The following is a 16,557-nucleotide window of genomic DNA, read 5'->3' as shown; positions in this document are numbered from 1 at the left end:
GTAGTTGGCTAAAGTACGGGCACAATACGAAACAGCATCAGCCAAGGCTGAGAAAGTATCGCCATGGCGGTTGAAAAAGGTGCGGGCTGACCGCATGTAATGTAGTGAACGCAACGAAAGCCACTCAAGGAGATGATAAAATGGCACATACCCTTCCCGAACTGCCGTACGCTTATGACGCTCTCGAGCCGAATATCGATGCGATGACCATGGAAATCCATCATTCGCGTCACCACCAAACGTACGTTAATAATCTCAACGCTGCGCTTGAAGGCACAGGCCTTGAGGACGTTGCGATTGAAGAACTCGTTTCGAACCTGGACCGCGTACCAGAAGCCAAGCGCCAAGCGGTTATTAACAACGGCGGCGGCCATGCCAACCACTCCATGTTCTGGCAGATGATGTCACCAAACGGTGGTGGTCAACCCCAGGGCGATGTTGCAAAAGCTATCGATAGCGAGCTGGGCGGCTTGGACTCCTTCAAGGAAGAGTTCAAAAAGGCAGCCGTAGGTCGTTTTGGTAGCGGCTGGGCATGGCTCTCTGTTACTCCCGATAAAAAGCTGGTTGTTGAAAACACGCTAAACCAGGATAACCCGTTGATGCACGGCAACACGCCGCTGCTCGGCTTGGATGTATGGGAGCACGCCTACTACCTGAAGTATCAGAACAAGCGTCCTGATTACGTTGCTGCGTTCTTCGACGTTGTTAACTGGGAAGACGTAGAGCGTCGCTACCAGGCTGCTATCGCTTAATTTAGCGCTATGTAGGGCAGGATGCCAGCCGTTGGCGCCTGCAAAAGGCCGCCCCCTCTGTGGGGCGGTTTTTTTATTTCCAGGCCGTAGGCTGGGAATGAGCTGTCAATAACCTGTGGATGAAAAAATACTATATATGCTTGAATTGATTTTCCCATGGTCTATATATAGTATGCGTGATGTCTTCAGAGAGGGGGAGATACTAGATATGCTCTACCCGAAAAATACCGCTATGAAAAGGGGAAAATGACCATGGCAATCCAGATTTATAGCAAGCCTGCTTGTGTTCAGTGTACTGCTACCTACCGTGCTCTGGATAAACAGGGTTTAGCGTATACCGTTATCGATATTACGGCCGAGTCGGGTGCCCAACAAGAAGTAGAGGCCCTTGGCTACCGTCAGCTTCCGGTTGTCGTTGCTGGTGATGATCACTGGTCGGGTTTCCGCCCGGACCGTATCCAAGCGTTGGCGTAAAATTGCTATGTTGGTGGACGCCGCCGCTGCAACACCCAAGGTCGGCAGCCTAATTTATTTCTCCACCAAATCAGGTAACACTCATCGTTTTGTACAAAAACTTGGTCTGGCCGCACAGCGTCTTCCGCTAGGGCGTGATGAACCGACGCTACATGCCACAGCACCTTATATATTAATCACGCCCACCTACGGGGGCGGCGAGGCAAAAGGCGCAGTGCCAGGACAAGTCATTCGCTTTCTTAACGATGAGCAGAATAGGCGCCTTATTCGCGGCGTCATTGCTGCCGGTAACACTAATTTTGGCGAAGCGTATGGCCTGGCTGGTCGCGTTATTGCAGAAAAGTGCCGTGTGCCATTGCTGTATCGATTTGAATTATTTGGCACCGACGACGACGTGGCCAAGGTTCGCAAAGGAGTAGAAGAGTTTTGGAAACGACAAACCTAGTCACGAAAAACCAGGCTGAACCCAAACGGCCGGCTACGGGAGCTTCCGAAGCGCGTACTATGGATTATCACGCGCTAAACGCGATGCTTAATTTGTACGGTGCCAACGGTGAACTACAGCTGGATAAAGACCGTGAAGCAGCACGTCAGTACTTCCTGCAACACGTTAACCAGAACACCGTCTTTTTCCACTCGCTGGAAGAAAAGCTCGATTACCTGATGGAAGAGGGCTATTACGAAGCGGAGATGCTCGGCCAATACAGCTTCGCCTTTGTTAAAGCGTTGTTTGAACAGGCGTATGCCTACAAATTCCGTTTTCCAAGCTTTTTAGGCGCTTTCAAGTACTACACCAGCTATACGCTAAAAACGTTCGACGGTAAGCGTTACCTTGAGCGCTATGAAGACCGCGTATGTATGGTGGCACTGACCCTGGCGCGCGGCGATGAAGCGCTGGCAAAATCCTTGGTTGATGAAATAATCAGCGGTCGTTTCCAGCCAGCGACGCCTACCTTCCTAAACTGCGGCAAGCAGCAGCGTGGTGAGTTGGTATCGTGCTTCTTGCTGCGTATTGAAGACAATATGGAGTCGATCGGTCGCTCGATTAACTCAGCGCTGCAGCTTTCCAAGCGGGGCGGTGGTGTTGCCTTTTTGCTGAGCAATATCCGTGAGTCCGGCGCACCCATCAAGCGTATTGAGAATCAGTCATCGGGCATTATCCCGATCATGAAGCTTTTGGAAGACGCCTTCTCCTATGCGAACCAGCTGGGTGCTCGCCAAGGCGCTGGCGCGGTTTATCTGAATGCGCACCACCCCGATATCCTGAGCTTTTTGGATACCAAGCGTGAAAATGCTGATGAGAAAATCCGCATTAAAACGCTGTCGCTGGGTGTGACGATTCCGGATATTACGTTTGAACTCGCCAAGCGTAACGACGATATGTACCTGTTCTCGCCTTACGACGTTGAGCGCGTTTATGGCGTCCCGTTTGGCGACATCAGTGTTACCGAGAAATACCATGAGATGGTCGCGGACGCGCGCATCCGTAAGCAAAAAATCAATGCGCGGGCGTTCTTCCAGACACTGGCAGAGCTGCAGTTTGAGTCGGGCTATCCGTACATCATGTTTGAAGATACGGTCAACCGGGCGAACCCGATTGCTGGTCGTATCAATATGAGTAACCTGTGCTCGGAAATTCTGCAGGTCAATACGCCTACCGAATACGACGATGATCTTGGCTATCGCCAAATGGGTCAGGATATCTCCTGTAACCTGGGGTCGATGAACATCGCCAAGGTAATGGACGCCGGCAACATTGGCGAAAGCGTTGAGATCGCCATTCGCGGGTTAACCGCGGTTTCTGAAATGAGCAATCTGCGTAGCGTACCCTCTATTGCCGAAGGTAATGCCAAGTCACGCGCTATTGGTCTTGGTCAGATGAACCTGCACGGTTACCTGGCCCGCGAGCACATTTATTATGGCTCCGAAGAGGGGCTGGACTTTACCAACCTGTATTTCTACTGCATCGCCTTTCATGCCATTCGCGCTTCGAACCGCTTGGCGATTGAGCATAACGATACGTTTGCAGGCTTTGAAGACTCCAAATATGCAACGGGCGAGTTCTTCGATAAATATACGGAGCAGGAGTGGCTGCCGCGCACCGATAAAGTACGTGGACTGTTCGAGCGTAGCGACATTACGCTACCTACTCAGCAGGACTGGCAGGAGCTCAAGGCATCGGTAATGGCCCACGGCCTTTATAACCGCAACTTGCAGGCAGTGCCGCCCACGGGTTCTATTTCCTATATTAACCACTCGACCTCAAGCATCCATCCGGTAGCGGCCAGGATCGAGATTCGTAAAGAAGGCAAGCTGGGACGTGCTTATTACCCTGCGCCGTTCTTGAGCGAGTCCACGTTTGATTACTTCCAGGACGCTTATGAAATTGGTCCTGAGAAGATTATTGATACCTACGCTGAGGCTTCCCAGCACGTTGACCAAGGGCTCTCATTGACGCTGTTCTTCCCGGACACTGCGACAACGCGTGATATCAATAAGGCGCAGATTTACGCTTGGCGGAAAGGTATTAAAACGCTTTATTACATTCGTCTGCGCCAAAGCGCGCTGGAAGGTACTGAGGTGGAAGGCTGCGTTTCCTGCACGCTTTAATACCCGTGCCTGGCAAATTGCCAGTATTTGATATTCTGTACTTAATGTGCCGTATGTAATACGGCGCTTTTAATGAGAGTTATTTCATGACTACCACGCAACGCTTATCGCGAGTGAATGCGATTAACTGGAACCGTCTTCAGGATGACAAGGATCTTGAAGTATGGAATCGCCTGACCAGTAACTTTTGGCTGCCGGAAAAAGTGCCGCTTTCCAACGATATTCAATCGTGGAACACGCTGACCCAGCAGGAAAAGCAGCTGACCATTCGCGTGTTTACGGGCCTGACGCTGCTGGATACCATCCAAAGCAGCATTGGTGCTCCGGTGCTAATGGAAAATGCTCGCACACCCCATGAAGAGGCGGTATACACCAATATTGCGTTTATGGAGTCGGTGCATGCGCGCTCGTACAGCTCGATTTTCTCAACACTTTGCGCCACGCGCGATGTTGACGATGCTTTCCGATGGAGTGAAGAGAATCCCACGCTCCAGGCTAAGTCAGAACTGATTCTGGAGCGCTATCGCTCTGATGACCCGTTGATGCGCCAGGTGGCCAGCGTATTTTTGGAGTCCTTTTTGTTCTATTCGGGCTTCTATCTGCCCATGTACTGGTCCAGCCACGCCAAGCTAACCAACACCGCTGATCTTATTCGTTTGATTATTCGCGATGAAGCGGTACACGGTTACTACATTGGCTACAAATTCCAGCAAGCCTTGGCAGAAGCCACGCCCGAGCGTCAGCAGGAAGTCAAGGATTATGCGTATGAGCTGCTTCTTGAGCTGTATGATAATGAAGTGCGCTACACCGAGTCGCTGTATGACGAAGTGGGGCTGTCGGAAGATGTGAAGAAATTTCTTCACTATAACGCCAACAAAGCGCTGATGAACCTGGGCTATGAGCCGCTGTTCCCCAGTAGCGTGACCGATGTTGACCCGACGATTATGGCGGCTCTGTCGCCCAGCGCGAATGAAAACCACGACTTCTTCTCAGGCTCTGGCTCCTCGTATGTTATTGGCAAAGCCATTGCCACTGAAGATGATGACTGGGAGTTTTAATAGTCTCATCCGGTAAGCGGTAAGGGTAAAAAGAGGGAAGGGCCATGCCAGATGTAGCGCCAAACACGGCCAGTGTACTGAAAATCGTAGCGGCTGTTGTAAGTGACCTCGATGGCCGACTGCTGCTGGTGCGTAAACAGGACACCGCTTTCTTTATGCAGCCGGGCGGTAAGATCGACCCGGGTGAAACGGCGCTGGCAGCACTATGTCGTGAGCTTAAAGAAGAGCTCGGTTTGCATGTCACTGAAGACCGGCTGCTTCCTTTGGGCGTACAGAAGGCCCCTGCGGCGAATGAGCCTGGCATGACGATTGAAGCGCAGCTCTATGGGCTGGTGATTGATGAGCCGGTAGAGGCGGCCGCTGAAATCGCTGAAGCCAAATGGGTAAGCCGTGAGCAGGCGTGGGAGCTTCCACTCGCACCGCTAACCAAAGACTATGTCATTAAAGGCTAAGTCATCAAAGGCTATATCATCAAAGACTGTGTCATCAAAGACATGTGTCATGTTGAACGTTTAAAGACATCAAGCATCAACATTATAACCGGGGCGCCATTTGGCGCCCTTTTTTATACCCAAAATAAAGCAAAAAGCGTCTTAATGTTAATGATAAATATTGTCATTTATTGAGATGGTGGTAGGCTAGCGCGTAGAATTTAAACGCAAATCGTTCTTATACTTAATTAGTTTCTAGTGTGGCTAATGGTAAAGCCCGCTAGGCAGTAACGGAGAGTCGACGTGCTGAACAGGTCTTTCTTTGCCGTGCGTACGTGTTGCTTAGCCTTTGTGCTAGTCAGCGGTGCGCTAATGGCAAGCGATGAAACAGCGGGCCAGGCAGCCCAGAGTGTAGAAGCCCAGCAAACCCAAGCGGCCCTGCAGCAGCAAATTGACGCAGCCGATGAAGAGACCCGGGGGGCGCTAGAAGAGTTACGTCGGCTAGAGCGTGAGACTCGTCAAATGGAGGCCACAAACGCGTCGCTAAGTGCGCGTTTGGTAGAAGAAGCCGAACGTCAGCAGCGTTTAAGTACTGCACTGAATACCCTGGAAGAGACACGCGTGGCGCTACCGCTTATCGAGCAGGATATGCAAGCGCAGTTAACGCACTGGATTGAGCAGGATATGCCGTTCTTGCGCGATGAGCGCTTGGCTCGAGTCGCGCGCTCTGATGAGACGCAGAGCACCGACGCTGTTGAGCGGATCAACGGCTTATTAGAAGCATGGCGAGTAGAGCTTGAGTACGGCCGTGACATTGATAACTGGCGTGGACGCTTGCAAAGCCCTGAAGGCAACGCTCGGGAAGTGGATTATCTACGCGTCGGTAGAATTGGATTTTACTACCTGACGCCAGACGCTCGGGAAGGGGGTGTTTGGGATGCCGCCAACCATGAATGGCTACCGCTGGATGAGCGAGCACGGCGCGAAGTCCGCAATGGCCTGCGCATCGCCGCTGACCAGCGCACGCCGGATCTATTGAGGTTGCCGCTATCCATTACGGTTGCAGAACAGCAGGGAGGTCAGCCATGAGCGTCAATCGTCAACGTCTGCAACGCCTGATAAGTGCTGGTTTGTTGGTAGGACTTGTCGCCGTCAGTTTCGGTGTCTCGGCGCAAAGTGAGCCTGTTTCATCACTACGGGAAGCACGCCAGGCCGCTGAGGCGCGTGACCAGGAGCGCTTGGCGCGCTTTTTGGAAGATCAACAAGCGTTAAATGCAGCGCTTGAAGAGGCTCGCGCCGCCCATCAGTCAGCCGAGGAGCAGCGTGAAGCGCTGCAAGCCCAGCAAACCGAGCAGGCTGAGCAGGCCAGTGAGCTAACCGAGCGACAGAACGAACAGGGTGAAGCGCTTTCCGGCTTGTTGGCAAACCTTGCGCGACACAGTACCGAAGTGCGCAATGGATTGGGTGAAGATAGCTGGTTAACCTTGCAAGAAGAGGTACTGCCGCCTCGCCTGGATAACGCGGAAGTGCTTGAGCGTAGTCAGCTAGAAAACGTGGTCGACAGTCTGGCAACGCTGGCTGCAAAAACTGGGCAGGTTGAACGTTTGGAGCTTCCGGTCGCGGATTCCAGCGGCGCGATCGCGCCCCGTAACGTGGTTCGATTGGGTGACTTCGCCGCCTTTACGGAAAATGCACTACTTCGTCAAGAAGGTGGCGTCAGTCATTTGGCCGAAGTCCCGCGTACGCCAGATGAAATTCAAAGTGTACTCGCGGCTTACCATCGGGGAGAAAGCAGGGAGTTCCTGATTGACCCCACTCAAGGCCCCGTTTTACAGGCGCTTTCTCAACGTCCTAGCCTGTGGGAGCGTTTCCAGCAGGGTGGGTATGTCGGTTATGTCATCGTCGTGCTGGGGGTGTTGGGTCTGCTGGTGGCGCTGGGGCAATATGCCTACTTGGTGCTACAGAGTCTTCGCGTGCGCCGTCAACGTCAGTCGCTTAATCAGTTGCAGTCGAATAACCCGCTAGGCCGCGTGTTGCTACGCTTTAAAGAGATGGATAAGCACCAAACCCCTGAAGCGTTAGAAGCGCGTTTGGATGAAGCGGTACTAGCAGAATTACCGCGCATTGAGCGGGGTCAGCCCATTGTTAAGCTATTGGCTGCTATTGCGCCGCTGCTGGGGTTGTTGGGAACGGTGACCGGCATGATTGTAACGTTTCAGGCGATTACCGTGTTTGGTACCGGCGATCCGCAGCTCATGGCAGGGGGGATTAGTCAGGCATTGGTCACCACGGTACTAGGCCTCATTACGGCGGTACCTTTGCTGTTTGCACAAACGGCGCTTTCAAGCCGCAGCCGTCACTTAAGCCAAGTGATTGAAGGCGAGGCGAGTGCGACCTTGGCGGATCATTTGGAAGCTCAATCTACTGTTCATGCTACGTCGGTGAATTGATATGCCCACGCTACCTCTCTGGCTTGAACCGGTAGAGCGGCTAGTCGATGCCGGTGGTGCGGTTCTGGTCGTACTGGCGTTGGTCGCGGTGCTGGTATTCGGTATGGCGATAGAGCGCTGGTGGTACTACCGCATTACCTGGCGTTCCGCCCGTCGGCAGTTGATTCGTCGCTGGGCGGAGCGCCGCGACCACCGTAGCTGGAGCGCGCGCACGCTACGCCACGTGTGGACAGAAGCATTGGTGGCCAAGCTTCGTCGTCCGCTACCCTGGTTAAAACTGCTGGTCGCGCTCTGCCCCTTACTAGGCCTGCTGGGTACTGTTACTGGCATGATTACCGTGTTTGATAGCCTCTCGATGAGTGACACGCATCAGGCGCGCGCGATGGCCGATGGTGTGGCGCGTGCAACGCTGCCAACGTTAACCGGCATGGCGATTGCGGTCGTGGGGCTTCTGTTTATTAGTCGTTTAGAGCACGTGATTCGTCGAGAAGATCAGCGGTTGCATGACCGGCTGGCACGTGCCTTGGAGGAGAATGATGCGTAGACGCCGTTCAATGGACGCAAACGCAGAAAGCAATGAAGTCAACCTGACGCCCATGCTCGATGTGGTGTTCATTATGCTGATCTTCTTTATCGTAACGACCAGCTTTATTAAAGAGAGCGGCATTGAAATTGAGCGCCCTGAATCCAGTGCGGCGAGTCCGCGTCCGGAAGCGCAGGTGCTGGTGGCTATTACGCCTGAAGGTGCTGTCTGGGTGGACGGTAAGCCAGTGGATATCCATCACGTAGGGCGGGAAGTGGCCGGTATGTTGACCGAGCAAGGGTCTGCCGTGATTCAGGCGGACCGGGCATCGACGACGGGGCTGCTCATTGAAGTTATGGATCGCCTTAAAGAGGCTGGGGTAGAGCAGGTGGCCGTCGCTGCGAGCCGGAGTGCGCCATGATACGTCATGCGGTGTCCTTTCTGGTGGGAATTACGCTGGCAGTGGGTCTGTTTTGGCTGCTGGCATTACTGGTAACGCCGCCAGAAAGCGAGCCTGAAACGCCGATAATGACCATGACCATGAATATGGTGGAAGCGCCAGAAGTGGCGCCTGAGCAAGAGGCGCCAGCGCCGCAGCCTGCGCAAGCCACGCCTCAGCAGGCGCCGCCGCCCATGCCGACACCCGAGCCGCCTCCGGTAACCGATAGTGTGATTACGCTGCCTGATGTAGAGCTACCTGACGTGCCCGTCGAGCCGGTGGAGATGGATGATGAACTGCCGGAGTTAACGGAAATAGCGCCCGAGCCTCAACCTGAGCCTCAGCCCGCACCGCAGCCGGAACCTGCACCTGAGCCATCCCCTGAGCCGCCGACGGAAGCAGCGCCAGTAGCGACGCCCACGGAGGCACCCGCTCAGCGTGAAGCGGCCCCAGTAGCCGAAGCGCCGCCTTCCAACGAGCCAGTAAGTGTCGGGCAGGTAGCGCCTACCAATCGTGTTAACCCCACTTATCCACCGCGCGCGCAGCGCAGAGGTATGGAAGGTTTCGTTGAGGTGGTATTTATTATTCGTCGCGATGGCAGCGTTGACCGGTCCTCCGTTCGAGTGACGGATTCTCAGCCACGGCGTGTATTTGATGATGCCGCCCAAGAGGCTATTGGGCAGTGGCAGTTTGCCAGCAGCCAGCAGATCCGGCGTGCCACACAGCGCATAGAGTTTCAATTGAGGTAGCGGTATGCAGCGTTTAGCGTGGATTCTAATATTCAGTGTTTGGGTCTCTGCCGCCCAAGCCGATGCGCCACTTCCAGGTGATGTCATTCGTGATTTAAAAGCGCAGCAGGAGCAGTTACAGAGCGGCGCATTTGAAGCGGTGGCTGAACGCGCCACTGCCCAGGCGAATCGATTGGCTGGAGGAAATGTTTCTGACCGTTGGGCCAGTGCGCTCTACCATCAGCTGGCGGCAAGCGCTTTGGCTCGCCAAGAAAAGCCTGCTCAGGCCGCTGATCATCTCGCATTGGCGCGTCAGACCAGCGGTGTGGATGCAGAGCAGGCAGCGCGTTGGCTGCGTGAAGAAGCGTCGCTGCGGCGTGTGGCGGGGCAAAATGAGCAGGCCATTGATTTATTGAGCGAATGGCTGGAGAGCGAGCAGGATACCGCCACGCTATGGCAGTTGGTGCGTTTGATGGCGCAAGAAGCGCAGTGGGATGCTGCCGCTGAGCGGCTGAATCAGGCCGTTGAGCAGACACAAGCGCTTGATGAGAGCCAGCAAGCACTGGCGCTTGCCATACTGCGCCATTCAGGGCAAAACGAGCAGGCGCTTGGCTGGTTGGTTGAGGGCCTGGGCCCTCAAAGCGATAGAGACGCGTGGCAGCAGGCAGCGGGGCTTGCCCAGCAGGCAGGCCAGCCAGGCGTTGCCGCTGGCTTGTGGGAAATGGCGTGGCAGTTGGGCAAGCTGGAATCAAAGGATGACTTTTGGCTACTGGTTCAGTTGCATCGAAGCGGAGGAACGCCTGCGCGGGCCGCTGAGCATGTGGAAAATGCCTTGGCGAAGGGGGAGCTTGAGCGAGATGAGCGCTCGTTACGCTTGCTCGCCACGTCCTGGCAGCAGGCCAGGCACGTCGACAATGCGCTAAGTGCCTGGCAAGCATTGGCTGAATATACCCAGGCGGCCAAGGACTGGCGCCAATATGGGCAGTTGGCTTATGCCTGGGGAAGTGAAGAGCAGGCCGAACAGGCACTTTCCAAGGCTGCTGAGTTGGGCGATGAAGAAGCCAGCCAATGGCTGGCCAATTTCAATTAACGTCAGAATGACTGAGAAGATTAACGCCCGGCGCGTAACTTACACAGAGGGGTTATGCAGAAGGGCTATGCAAAGGGCTACGGCAAAGAGCTTGTGCAGAGGTTTTGTACAGAACAATTACGCTGAAGGACTGAGCGTAATCGCAAAATCGCTCCAGGTAGGCGCGTGGTCGGAGGGGCGTGCCATGGCGCGCAGCTCATAATCGATCCCCGCTGCCTGAACGCAGTCGGCAAGCGGTTGTGTCACCAGAATATAGTCGATCCGTAGGCCACGTTTGGGTTCGCGATCAAAGCCTTTGGAACGATAATCAAACCAACTGAACCACTCATTGTTCTCTGGGTAGCAAAGGCGATAGCTGTCGGTTAGTCCCCAGGCTTTGATGCCCTCCAGCCATTCGCGCTCAATCGGTTGAAAACTTGCTTTGCCTTCACGCAGCCAGCGCTTGCGGCTCGCCTCGCCAATGCCGATATCTTGATCTTCAGGTGAAATGTTAAAATCACCCATAATCGCTAGACGCTCGTCCGCGCGGTAATGTTCGTTGAGCAGGCTTGTTAGTTGGCGGTAAAATTGCGCTTTATGGGGAAATTTCGTCGGATGGCTAACGTTTTCACCCTGTGGGAAGTAGCCGTTCCAAACGGTGACTGATTCGCCGTCGTCAGCTAGCAAGCGTACGCCAATCATGCGCCGCTGCGCTTCTTCGCCATCATCGGGAAAGCCATAAAAGATGTCCTGGGGCTTTTGACGGCACATTAATGCCACCCCATAGTGACCTTTTTGCCCATGGTAATAAACGTGGTAGCCCATGGCCTCCACATCGGCCAAGGGGAACTCGCTGTCCTGTACTTTGGTTTCCTGCAGGCCTATAACGTCAGGCTGCTGGGTATCAATCAAGGCCTGCAACTGATGAAGCCGAGCGCGAATGCCGTTGATGTTGAAAGAAACCAACCGCATTACGATTTATCCTCTGGCGTGTGATCCGCCCCTTTGTCAGGATGGATGGCGATACTTTGTCCCTCCTGTTGGCGCGCTAGCTTGCGCACTGCCTGAAGTTTACGCTGCTGCTGCTTTTTGGCGACAAAACGGCGTGAAGAGGTCACCTGGTCGGGGTTATCATGGCGCCACTGTTTATAGTCTTTGCGGCGCCCGGTGCGAATCGTCACCTTGTCAGCCAAAGAACGTGTTTTTTTCTTACGCGTCATGTCGCGCTCCTTATGTCGAATTAAGCCATATTCTAACAGGCTCTGGCCTACCTTCGACAGCAGGACGCGCTCTTAGCGCCAACCCCTGATACAATACGCGCTTCGTGATGCCTAACATTCACAGTAATGGACAGATACATAGCCTATGAGCGAGTCGGAACAGACCATAGCATCGGCCCAGAACCGCAAGCCGAAACGTCGCCGTCGGAAACCGCGTCGCCGCCAGTCGAGCTGGGATCTTCGTCAGTTTCAGGTGCCTGCCGTGGCTGGCAAATGGCGCTTTCATGACTTTGATCTGCCGCTACCGTTGATGCGCGCCATTCATGCCCAAGGGTTTGAGTACTGCACACCGATCCAGGCTGAAGCGCTGCGTGCAACGCTGCTGGGTGGCGATATTGTTGGTAAAGCGCAAACCGGTACCGGCAAGACGGCTGCATTTTTGATCTCGGTAATGGCGTACTTCCTTGAAGAGCCTGCACCGGATGGTCAAAAGCCCGGTGCGCCGCGAGCCCTGATTATTGCGCCTACGCGTGAGTTGGCCCTGCAAATCGAAAAAGACGCCAAGGCGCTTGCTCGCTTTACGCAGTTGAACGTGGCCAGCGTTGTTGGTGGAATGGACTATCAAAAGCAGCGCGAAAGCCTAGGCAAAAAGATTGATATCCTGGTCGCAACGCCAGGCCGCTTGCTGGATTTCCATCAAAAGCGCGATATCGACCTTTCTGAAGTGGAAGTGCTGGTATTGGATGAAGCCGACCGTATGCTGTCGATGGGCTTTATTCCTGACGTGAAGCGTATTATTCGCTACACGCCGAAGACAGAAGAGCGCCAGACGTTCCTGTTTTCTGCCACCTTTACAGACGATATTCTCAATCTGGCCAATCAGTGGACGGTTAACCCGGCCCACGTTGAGATTGAAGTCACGGTTGAAAACCAGGCGGATATTGACCAGCGTGTTTATCTTGTCTCGGACGACGATAAGCAGCGCCTGTTGGTAAACCTGCTTGAGCAAGAGAGCTTTGAGCGTGTGATGGTATTCGGTAATCGCCGCGATTTGGTTCGTAAGCTGGATGATCTGCTGAAAAAAGCCGGTATCAGTGCGGCCATGTTGTCGGGTGACGTACCGCAAAACCAGCGCATCACTACGCTTGAGCGTTTCCGCGAGGGTGAAATCCAAGTGCTGGTTGCCACGGATGTGGCAGGCCGCGGTATTCATATTGAAGACGTAAGCCACGTCATCAATTACACGCTGCCTGAAGACCCGGAAGACTACGTGCACCGTATTGGTCGTACCGGTCGTGCAGGCGCCAAAGGCGTTTCAATCAGCTTTGTGGGCGAAGAAGATGCCTTCTCATTGCCTGAGATCGAACGCTATATCAACGGCAAACTACCCTGCGAACATCCGCCGGAAGGTATGCTGTAAAGCACATGCTTGATGATGCCCTAAAAAGCGATATTCAGGACGCTTATCGTCGCGTGGTAGAAAAGCTTGAGCTGACTCCGCGCTACGGGCAGCGTCTGATGATTGCTGAGATTGCCCGCACGTTAGGGGATATCGAAAGCGATAGCGAAGGCAAGCGGACCAGTGACAGCCATGTCTGTGTGCTGGAGGCGGGCACCGGAACCGGCAAAACGCTGGCGTATCTGATCGCTGCATTACCCATTGCGAAAGCTCGTGGTAAGCGGTTGGTTATTTCGACCGCTACGGTTGCATTGCAAGAGCAGGTGCTGAATCAGGACTTGCCCGCGCTTGCCAGCCATAGCGGCATCGCTTTTCGCTACGCGTTGGCAAAAGGTCGCGGCCGGTATGTCTGTGTGGCCAAGCTGGATCAGGTCATGGAAGGCGCTGAGCCTAACCCGACGCTTTCGCTATTCGAGCAGTCCCTGCAAACGGAAAGCAGCGATTTTACCGTGCTTGCCACTGATATGACGGACGCCTATGGGCAGGGGAATTGGGAGGGCGACCGCGATAACTGGCCCACCACCATTGATGATGCCCACTGGCGGCGGCTAACGGTAGACCACCGCCAATGCACCGGTAGGCGCTGTGGCCACTTTGGCGCCTGTGCCTTTTTTCGCTCGCGTCGTGATCTTGAAAATGCGGATGTCATCGTTGCCAACCATGACCTGGTGCTGGCAGATTTGGCACTGGGAGGTGGGGCGATTTTACCGGATCCTTCCGACTGCATTTTTGTATTTGATGAAGGTCATCACCTGCCTGATAAGGCGCTTTCGCATTTCGCCCACCGGTTTGCCGTACACGGCTGTGTGCGCTGGTTAAATACGCTTAAAAGCAGTTTGACCGACCTGAATCAGGCGTTGGCGGTGCAGCCCACCATCGCACGCCTACTGGCAAGCCTCCCCGAGGCTATTCATGGCCTGGAGCCTGTGCTGGGCGATGTATTTAGCGTAGGGCATCAGCTGGCGGAGCGGCCCAATGGGCTGTCAGATGAAGAAAGCACACTGCAATCGCGGTTTGAAAAAGGCCAAGTGCCTGATGCGCTGCGTGAACAGGCGCAGCAGTTGTTGGTGATGTTTGCCACGCTCTCGCGTTGCCTGGAGAGTATCAGCGATATTCTGCGTGAAAGCCTTGACCCTGATAAGCAGACCGGGCTTGATCGCGAGCAAGCGGAAAGCTGGCTGCCACTGGTCGCGCTGCTGCATGGCCGCGCCTTGGAAGCCCACGCCTTATGGCAAGCGTTTAGTGAGCAGGATGCACCTAACGCCCCGCCGAGTGCTCGGTGGCTTACGCTAAGCCGGGTGGCGGGTGAGCCCGAGATTGAGTTTTCTGCAAGCCCAGTATCAGCGGCCCATACGCTTGCCAAGCATTTATGGGGGCGCTGCCATGGTGCAGTGGTCACCTCGGCAACGCTTACTGCACTGGGTCGATTTGAACGCATTCAGGAGCGCGCCGGGTTAGCTAATCGGTACCGCTACCAGGCGTTGCCCAGCCCGTTTGATTATGCCAATGCGGTGCTGCGTGTGCCAAAGGAGGCGACTGACCCTGGTGATCGCGATGCGCATGAAAATGCGATCGCTCAGTTTGTCACGCAGTTGACCGATAAAGAGGCGGCCTTGGTGCTGTTTTCTTCTCGTGCGCAGCTTCGCGCGGTAGAGAAAAGCCTGCCAGCGGCAATCAGAGAGCGGGTGCTTGCCCAGGATGCGCTGCCCAAAAGAGAGTTAATTGAGCGGCATCGCGCGGCGGTCGACAAGGGCAAAGGTAGTATTATTTTCGGACTAGCAAGCTTTGCCGAAGGAATCGATCTGCCTGGTGACTACTTGACCCATGTGGTGATCACGCGGCTGCCATTTTCAGTGCCGGATGACCCGGTAGGGGCGACGCTTGCTGAATGGATCGAGAACCAGGGCGGGAACTCTTTTATGCGCATTAGCGTGCCGGATGCCTCGATTAAACTGGTGCAGGCCTGTGGGCGGCTAATTCGTAAAGAGAGTGACCAGGGGGTGATTACCTTGCTGGACAAGCGCGTGATTACCCGGCGCTACGGTCAGGCGTTACTGGATGCTTTACCACCGTTCAGGCGCGAGATTCACCCATAAGCCACCTGCAATCATCTGAACCCCCGCTATGGCATACGCCATAGCGGGGCATGTGCATGCAGTCGAGTTACTGCGCAATGCGCTTGGCAAGTGCCGGTGCCAGCTTATCGTTCATGCGGGTAAACGTTTCAACCGTTGTATCCCAGTCGATGCAGGCATCAGTAATGGAAACGCCGTACTGCAGTTGGCTTAGGTCCGCAGGGACTTTTTGATTGCCCCAGCCGATATTGGATTCCACCATCAAGCCGATGATAGAGATGTTGCCTTCAAGGATCTGGTTGGTCACGTTCTCCAATACCAACGGCTGTAAAGCCGCGTCTTTATTAGAGTTGGCGTGAGAACAGTCGATCATGATGTTGGCAGAAAGATTGGCTTTTTTAAGCTCTTTTTCGGCCAGCGTCACGCTAACACTGTCGTAATTGGGTTTGCCGTTACCGCCCCGTAGAACGACGTGGCCGTATGCGTTACCCCGGGTGCGAATAATGGCCACTTGACCGGCTGGGTTAATGCCTAGGAAATTATGCGGGCTCGCCACGGACTGCAGCGCATTGATAGCGACATCCAGGCTACCATCGGTTCCGTTCTTAAAACCGACCGGTGAGGAGAGGCCTGAGGCCATTTCGCGGTGCGTTTGTGACTCAGTGGTACGTGCACCAATAGCTGACCAACTGATACAGTCTTGAAGATATTGAGGCGAAATGGGGTCGAGTGCTTCGGTCGCCAGCGGCAAGCCAAGTTCCGCCAGGTCGACCAGCAGCTTGCGCGCAATATGCAGGCCTTCATCAATCTCAAAGGAGTCGTTGAGGTGCGGGTCGTTGATAAGGCCTTTCCAGCCGACCGTTGTGCGAGGCTTTTCAAAATACACGCGCATCACGATATAAAGACTATCGCTCACCTGGTCGGCCAGTTTGCGCAAGCGGCGGGCGTAATCCAGCGCTGCGTCTACATCGTGGATAGAGCAGGGGCCGACGACGACTAAAAGGCGTGGATCTTTACCATCCAGAATATTCTGAATGGTTTGACGCCCTTCGATGACCGTACGTTCAGCTGTGTCGGTAAGAGGAACCGCCTGCTTGAGCGCGTCGGGTGTGGTGAGGACATCCTGGGCGAGGACGTTAAGGTTATGAACCTGTTGTTCTGACATCTAGCTACCTATGCGTGCGTAGTGAGCGAAAAATAACGCCTACTATGGCGTGTCAGGGTGGTAAAAATCAATTCTTGAGGAACTTGAAAGCGTTGAGCAGTGTC

At 54.5% G+C, this 16,557-nt stretch carries 17 protein-coding genes; 14 read left to right on the top strand and 3 right to left on the bottom strand.

The window, feature by feature from the left end:
- Positions 1-140 precede the first annotated feature (140 nt).
- The 12 genes from CZ787_RS11430 (at position 141) to CZ787_RS11375 (ending at position 10,555) form a co-directional block, all read left to right on the top strand.
- Positions 141-752, top strand: a complete 612-nt coding sequence (locus tag CZ787_RS11430) for a superoxide dismutase (protein ID WP_087109259.1) — start codon at positions 141-143, stop codon at positions 750-752.
- 252 nt (positions 753-1,004) lie between these two features.
- Positions 1,005-1,226 carry a glutaredoxin-like protein NrdH gene (gene nrdH / locus CZ787_RS11425; protein ID WP_087109257.1) on the top strand — a complete coding sequence of 74 codons (222 nt, stop codon included), beginning with the start codon at positions 1,005-1,007 and terminating at the stop codon, positions 1,224-1,226.
- Positions 1,227-1,233: 7 nt separating this feature from the next.
- Positions 1,234-1,671 (top strand): class Ib ribonucleoside-diphosphate reductase assembly flavoprotein NrdI, encoded by a 438-nt coding sequence (gene nrdI / locus CZ787_RS11420; protein ID WP_087109255.1) that lies wholly within the window; start codon positions 1,234-1,236, stop codon positions 1,669-1,671.
- 59 nt (positions 1,672-1,730) lie between these two features.
- Positions 1,731-3,836 (top strand): class 1b ribonucleoside-diphosphate reductase subunit alpha, encoded by a 2,106-nt coding sequence (gene nrdE, locus CZ787_RS11415; RefSeq protein WP_087109677.1) that lies wholly within the window; start codon positions 1,731-1,733, stop codon positions 3,834-3,836.
- Between the two features lie 86 nt (positions 3,837-3,922).
- On the top strand, positions 3,923-4,894 hold the full coding sequence (gene nrdF, locus CZ787_RS11410) for a class 1b ribonucleoside-diphosphate reductase subunit beta (protein WP_087109253.1): 972 nt from the start codon (positions 3,923-3,925) through the stop codon (positions 4,892-4,894).
- Positions 4,895-4,938: 44 nt separating this feature from the next.
- Complete coding sequence (locus CZ787_RS11405) at positions 4,939-5,346, top strand: NUDIX hydrolase (RefSeq protein WP_087109251.1); 408 nt, start codon at positions 4,939-4,941, stop codon at positions 5,344-5,346.
- Positions 5,347-5,628: 282 nt separating this feature from the next.
- Positions 5,629-6,414 (top strand): DUF3450 family protein, encoded by a 786-nt coding sequence (locus CZ787_RS11400; protein WP_087109249.1) that lies wholly within the window; start codon positions 5,629-5,631, stop codon positions 6,412-6,414.
- The gene (locus CZ787_RS11395) at positions 6,411-7,775 is read left to right on the top strand and encodes a MotA/TolQ/ExbB proton channel family protein (protein WP_087109247.1); all 1,365 of its coding nucleotides are present in this window, start codon (positions 6,411-6,413) and stop codon (positions 7,773-7,775) included. The genes CZ787_RS11400 and CZ787_RS11395 overlap by 4 nt, the downstream gene beginning before the upstream one ends.
- Position 7,776: 1 nt before the next feature.
- Complete coding sequence (locus tag CZ787_RS11390) at positions 7,777-8,319, top strand: MotA/TolQ/ExbB proton channel family protein (RefSeq protein ID WP_087109245.1); 543 nt, start codon at positions 7,777-7,779, stop codon at positions 8,317-8,319.
- Positions 8,312-8,719 carry an ExbD/TolR family protein gene (locus CZ787_RS11385; RefSeq protein WP_087109244.1) on the top strand — a complete coding sequence of 136 codons (408 nt, stop codon included), beginning with the start codon at positions 8,312-8,314 and terminating at the stop codon, positions 8,717-8,719. The genes CZ787_RS11390 and CZ787_RS11385 overlap by 8 nt, the downstream gene beginning before the upstream one ends.
- Entirely contained in the window at positions 8,716-9,486 is a 771-nt protein-coding gene (locus CZ787_RS11380) for an energy transducer TonB (RefSeq protein ID WP_087109242.1), read from the top strand. The genes CZ787_RS11385 and CZ787_RS11380 overlap by 4 nt, the downstream gene beginning before the upstream one ends.
- 4 nt (positions 9,487-9,490) lie before the next feature.
- Positions 9,491-10,555, top strand: a complete 1,065-nt coding sequence (locus CZ787_RS11375; protein ID WP_087109240.1) for a hypothetical protein — start codon at positions 9,491-9,493, stop codon at positions 10,553-10,555.
- Between the two features lie 117 nt (positions 10,556-10,672).
- Here the strand turns inward: CZ787_RS11375 and xthA are convergent, their stop codons facing one another.
- Together xthA and CZ787_RS11365 are read right to left on the bottom strand one after the other, a co-directional pair.
- The gene (xthA, locus tag CZ787_RS11370; protein ID WP_087109238.1) at positions 10,673-11,506 is read right to left on the bottom strand and encodes an exodeoxyribonuclease III; all 834 of its coding nucleotides are present in this window, start codon (positions 11,504-11,506) and stop codon (positions 10,673-10,675) included.
- Positions 11,506-11,754, bottom strand: a complete 249-nt coding sequence (locus CZ787_RS11365; RefSeq protein WP_087109236.1) for a hypothetical protein — start codon at positions 11,752-11,754, stop codon at positions 11,506-11,508. The genes xthA and CZ787_RS11365 overlap by 1 nt, the downstream gene beginning before the upstream one ends.
- Positions 11,755-11,899: 145 nt before the next feature.
- Between CZ787_RS11365 and rhlB the strand changes: the two genes are divergently transcribed.
- A complete protein-coding gene (rhlB, locus tag CZ787_RS11360) occupies positions 11,900-13,174 on the top strand; it encodes an ATP-dependent RNA helicase RhlB (protein ID WP_087109235.1) in 1,275 nt (424 codons plus the stop codon).
- Positions 13,175-13,179: 5 nt separating this feature from the next.
- Positions 13,180-15,309 (top strand): ATP-dependent DNA helicase DinG, encoded by a 2,130-nt coding sequence (gene dinG / locus CZ787_RS11355; protein WP_087109233.1) that lies wholly within the window; start codon positions 13,180-13,182, stop codon positions 15,307-15,309.
- A 67-nt stretch (positions 15,310-15,376) separates the two neighbouring features.
- On the opposite strand, the gene CZ787_RS11350 is transcribed toward dinG, so the two are convergent.
- The gene (locus tag CZ787_RS11350; RefSeq protein ID WP_087109231.1) at positions 15,377-16,453 is read right to left on the bottom strand and encodes a 3-deoxy-7-phosphoheptulonate synthase; all 1,077 of its coding nucleotides are present in this window, start codon (positions 16,451-16,453) and stop codon (positions 15,377-15,379) included.
- Positions 16,454-16,557 lie beyond the last annotated feature (104 nt).

Origin of the sequence: Halomonas citrativorans (assembly GCF_900163645.1) — a bacterium.
GTDB classification, from domain to species: Bacteria; Pseudomonadota; Gammaproteobacteria; order Pseudomonadales; family Halomonadaceae; genus Vreelandella; species Vreelandella citrativorans.
Note: the sequence above shows the minus strand (reverse complement) of the source record. Positions and strands in the feature narration are given on the sequence as shown.

Bases quoted from the DNA above. Each gene is read 5' to 3' on its own strand.
- nrdI (WP_087109255.1), top strand. From the start codon at position 1,234: ATGTTGGTGGACGCCGCCGCTGCAACACCCAAGGTCGGCAGCCTAATT.
- CZ787_RS11375 (WP_087109240.1), top strand. From the start codon at position 9,491: ATGCAGCGTTTAGCGTGGATTCTAATATTCAGTGTTTGGGTCTCTGCC.
- CZ787_RS11405 (WP_087109251.1), top strand. From the start codon at position 4,939: ATGCCAGATGTAGCGCCAAACACGGCCAGTGTACTGAAAATCGTAGCG.
- xthA (WP_087109238.1), bottom strand. From the start codon at position 11,506: ATGCGGTTGGTTTCTTTCAACATCAACGGCATTCGCGCTCGGCTTCAT.
- nrdE (WP_087109677.1), top strand. From the start codon at position 1,731: ATGGATTATCACGCGCTAAACGCGATGCTTAATTTGTACGGTGCCAAC.
- CZ787_RS11430 (WP_087109259.1), top strand. From the start codon at position 141: ATGGCACATACCCTTCCCGAACTGCCGTACGCTTATGACGCTCTCGAG.
- CZ787_RS11350 (WP_087109231.1), bottom strand. From the start codon at position 16,453: ATGTCAGAACAACAGGTTCATAACCTTAACGTCCTCGCCCAGGATGTC.
- nrdF (WP_087109253.1), top strand. From the start codon at position 3,923: ATGACTACCACGCAACGCTTATCGCGAGTGAATGCGATTAACTGGAAC.
- nrdH (WP_087109257.1), top strand. From the start codon at position 1,005: ATGGCAATCCAGATTTATAGCAAGCCTGCTTGTGTTCAGTGTACTGCT.
- CZ787_RS11385 (WP_087109244.1), top strand. From the start codon at position 8,312: ATGCGTAGACGCCGTTCAATGGACGCAAACGCAGAAAGCAATGAAGTC.
- CZ787_RS11380 (WP_087109242.1), top strand. From the start codon at position 8,716: ATGATACGTCATGCGGTGTCCTTTCTGGTGGGAATTACGCTGGCAGTG.
- rhlB (WP_087109235.1), top strand. From the start codon at position 11,900: ATGAGCGAGTCGGAACAGACCATAGCATCGGCCCAGAACCGCAAGCCG.
- CZ787_RS11365 (WP_087109236.1), bottom strand. From the start codon at position 11,754: ATGACGCGTAAGAAAAAAACACGTTCTTTGGCTGACAAGGTGACGATT.
- CZ787_RS11395 (WP_087109247.1), top strand. From the start codon at position 6,411: ATGAGCGTCAATCGTCAACGTCTGCAACGCCTGATAAGTGCTGGTTTG.
- CZ787_RS11390 (WP_087109245.1), top strand. From the start codon at position 7,777: ATGCCCACGCTACCTCTCTGGCTTGAACCGGTAGAGCGGCTAGTCGAT.
- dinG (WP_087109233.1), top strand. From the start codon at position 13,180: ATGCTTGATGATGCCCTAAAAAGCGATATTCAGGACGCTTATCGTCGC.